Here is a 3280-nt window from a genome sequence, read left to right as displayed (position 1 = left end):
GGCCCATCGAGACGACGCGAACCTCGTCGCCGTATTTCTCGCCGAACAAAGCGCGCGCGCCAGCCTCGCGGGCCTCGTCCACGCCCATCACGCGCGTGGTGACCTCGTCATTCTCCAGCACCACGTCGTTGGCGATGTCTTCGACGCGGGCAAGCTCCTCCGCCGAGATCGGCTTGGGATGCACGAAGTCGAAGCGCAGGCGGTCCGGCGCGACCATCGAGCCGCGCTGGGCGATGTGGTCGCCGAGCACCTGGCGCAGCGCTTCATGAATGAGATGCGTCGCCGAATGATGCGCGCGGATCGAGGAGCGCCTGGAATGATCGACCTCGAGCTGCAGCGCGGTGCCGAGCTTGAGCTCGCCGCTCTCGACCGTGCCGACGTGAACGAAGAAATCGCCGAGCTTCTTCTGCGTGTCGGTGACGCGGAACTTGAGGCCGCCCTCGCCAAGAAGCACGCCGGTGTCGCCGACCTGGCCGCCGGACTCCGCATAGAACGGCGTCTGGTTCAGCACGATCGCGCCCGTCTCGCCGGCCTTCAGGCTGGCGACTTCAGCGCCATCCTTGACCAGCGCGGACACCACGCCCTCGGCGCTCTCGGTCTCGTAGCCCAAAAATTCGGTGGCGCCGAGCTTCTCGCGCAGCGGGAACCAGATCGCCTCGGATGCCGCCTCGCCGGAGCCCTTCCAGGACTCGCGCGCCTTCGCCTTCTGCCGCTCCATCGCATCGGAGAAGGAGGCCTGGTCGACGCCGATGCCGCGCGACTTCAGCGCGTCCTGCGTCAGGTCGAGCGGGAAGCCGTAGGTGTCGTACAGCGTGAAGGCGACGTCGCCGTCGAACATGTCGCCCTTCTTCAGGGACGCGCTCTTCTCGTCGAGGATGGCAAGGCCGCGAACCAGCGTCTTGCGGAAACGGGTCTCTTCCAGCCGCAGCGTTTCCTCGATCAGAGTCTCCGCGCGCATCAGGTCGGGATAGGCCTGGCCCATCTCGCGCACCAGCGCCCAGACCAGCCGATGCATCAGCGGCTCTTTCGCACCCAGCAGCTGCGCATGGCGCATCGCGCGGCGCATGATCCGGCGCAGCACGTAACCGCGGCCCTCGTTCGAGGGCAGCACGCCGTCCGCGACCAGGAAGGCCGAGGAGCGCAGATGGTCGGCGATGACGCGGAACGAGGCGACGGTCTGCTCGTTCGGCCCGCTGCCGAGCGCCGAGGCTGTCGCATCGATCAGCTGGCGGAACAAATCGGTTTCGAACACGCTGTCGACGCCCTGCATGATGCAGGCCATGCGCTCGAGCCCCATGCCGGTGTCGATCGAGGGACGCGGCAGATCCACGCGCTCCTCCTTCGTCACCTGCTCGTATTGCATGAACACGAGATTCCAGAATTCGAGGAAGCGGTCGCCGTCCTCTTCCGGCGAGCCCGGAGGCCCGCCCCAGATGTGCTCGCCACGGTCGATGAAAATCTCCGAGCACGGGCCGCACGGCCCGGTGTCGCCCATCGCCCAGAAATTGTCCGAGGTCGGGATGCGGATGATGCGGTCCTCGGAGAAGCCGGCGATCTTCTTCCACAGGCCGGCCGCCTCGTCGTCGGTGTGGTAGACCGTGACGAGCAGCTTGTCCTTCTTGAGCCCGAACTCCTTGGTGATCAGGGTCCAGGCCAGCTCGATCGCGCGCTCCTTGAAATAATCGCCGAACGAGAAGTTGCCGAGCATCTCGAAGAAGGTGAGATGGCGCGCGGTGTAGCCGACATTGTCGAGGTCGTTGTGCTTGCCGCCGGCGCGCACGCATTTCTGCGACGTGGTGGCGCGCTGATAGGGCCGCTTCTCGACGCCGGTGAAGACGTTCTTGAACTGCACCATGCCGGCATTGGTGAACATCAACGTCGGGTCGTTGCGCGGCACCAATGGCGAGGACGACACGATCTCGTGGCCGTTCTCGGCAAAGAAGTTCAGAAAGGTCGACCTGATCTCGTTGACGCCGCTCATGTTCATCCAATCGGGTGTGCTTGGACCCGCTTCTCGCCATCCAACCGTAACGTTAAGGCTGATATCTGCGGGCCAAAGCGCTTTTAGACAAGGCCAGCTTCGCTGTCCAGAAACTGTGCAAGGAGATGTGCAAGCAGATCAGAGGGTTGCCGCAGCCGCTCAATCCCCTTTGCAATCCCGTTGATAGGCCAAGCGGACGCGTTGACAGGCTTGGCTAGCCTGTGGTCTGTACCCATCTGTATCGTACGGCCACGTCGGGAGAGACCGGCTTTAGGCAGCCGGCGCCGAAGGAGCAACCGCCCCGGAAACTCTCAGGCAAAAGGACCGCGTGGCTTTGACAGCATCTGGAAAGAGGCGCCGACGGGTCTAGACCCGGATGGCGTCCGCCGACGGGATAATACTCTCAGGCACAGCGACAGATGGGGCTTCGACTGGTGTCCATCGGGGAATCGTCCCCGGGGAACCGCCGAGGGCCCCTTGAGATGCTAGCGCACGACCAAGACTCCCTGAAACGTACGCCCCTTCACGGGCTTCATGTGTCCCTGGGCGGCAAGATGGTGCCGTTCGCGGGCTATGACATGCCCGTGCAATACCCTGCGGGCGTGCTGAAGGAGCACCTCCATACCCGAGCCTCCGCCGGCCTGTTCGACGTCTCCCATATGGGGCAGCTCGCACTCCGGCCGAAGTCCGGGAGGGTCGAGGACGCCGCCCGCGCGCTGGAACGGCTGGTGCCGCAGGATATCGTGGCGGTTGCCGAGGGGCGGCAGCGCTATGCCCAGTTCACCAATGCGGATGGCGGCATTCTCGACGATCTCATGGTCGCCAATTTCGGCGACCATCTGTTCCTGGTCGTCAACGCCGCCTGCAAGGCCGAAGACGAGGCGCATCTGCGCGCGAATCTCTCGGACGATTGCGTCATCGAGTCCCTCGCCGACCGCGCGCTGATCGCGCTGCAGGGTCCGAAGGCGGAAGCGGTGCTGGCGAAATTGTGTGCAGAGGCGCCGTCCATGACATTCATGGATGCCGGTCCGCGCCAGGTTGCCGGCATCGCCTGCTTCGTCTCGCGCTCGGGTTACACCGGCGAGGACGGCTTTGAGATTTCGGTCCCCGCTGCGGACGCCGAGCGCCTCGCAAAGATGCTGCTCGAAAACCCCGACGTGCTGCCGATCGGCCTTGGCGCCCGCGACAGCCTGCGGCTGGAAGCCGGGCTCTGCCTCTATGGCCACGACATCGACACCGCCACCACGCCGGTCGAGGCTGCGCTGGAATGGTCGGTGCAGAAGAGCCGCCGCAGCGGCG

The 3280-nt window shown here is 65.0% G+C and carries 2 protein-coding genes and 1 riboswitch; of the genes, one reads left to right on the top strand and one right to left on the bottom strand.

What is annotated here, in order from left to right; genetic code table 11:
- The coding region (gene alaS / locus MOV75_RS31985; RefSeq protein WP_247007312.1) for an alanine--tRNA ligase at positions 1-1981 on the bottom strand (1981 nt) is incomplete at its 3' end.
- A 245-nt stretch (positions 1982-2226) separates the two neighbouring features.
- Positions 2227-2317: riboswitch (glycine riboswitch) on the top strand.
- A gap of 146 nt (positions 2318-2463) precedes the next feature.
- On the opposite strand from alaS, the gene gcvT reads away from it, so the two are divergent.
- Positions 2464-3280, top strand: an 817-nt coding sequence (gene gcvT, locus MOV75_RS31980) for a glycine cleavage system aminomethyltransferase GcvT (RefSeq protein WP_246931421.1), incomplete at its 3' end; no start/stop codon positions are given.

Source organism: Bradyrhizobium sp. PRIMUS42 (genome assembly GCF_023006515.1).
Taxonomy (GTDB): Bacteria; Pseudomonadota; Alphaproteobacteria; order Rhizobiales; family Xanthobacteraceae; genus Bradyrhizobium.
Note: the sequence above shows the minus strand (reverse complement) of the source record. Positions and strands in the feature narration are given on the sequence as shown.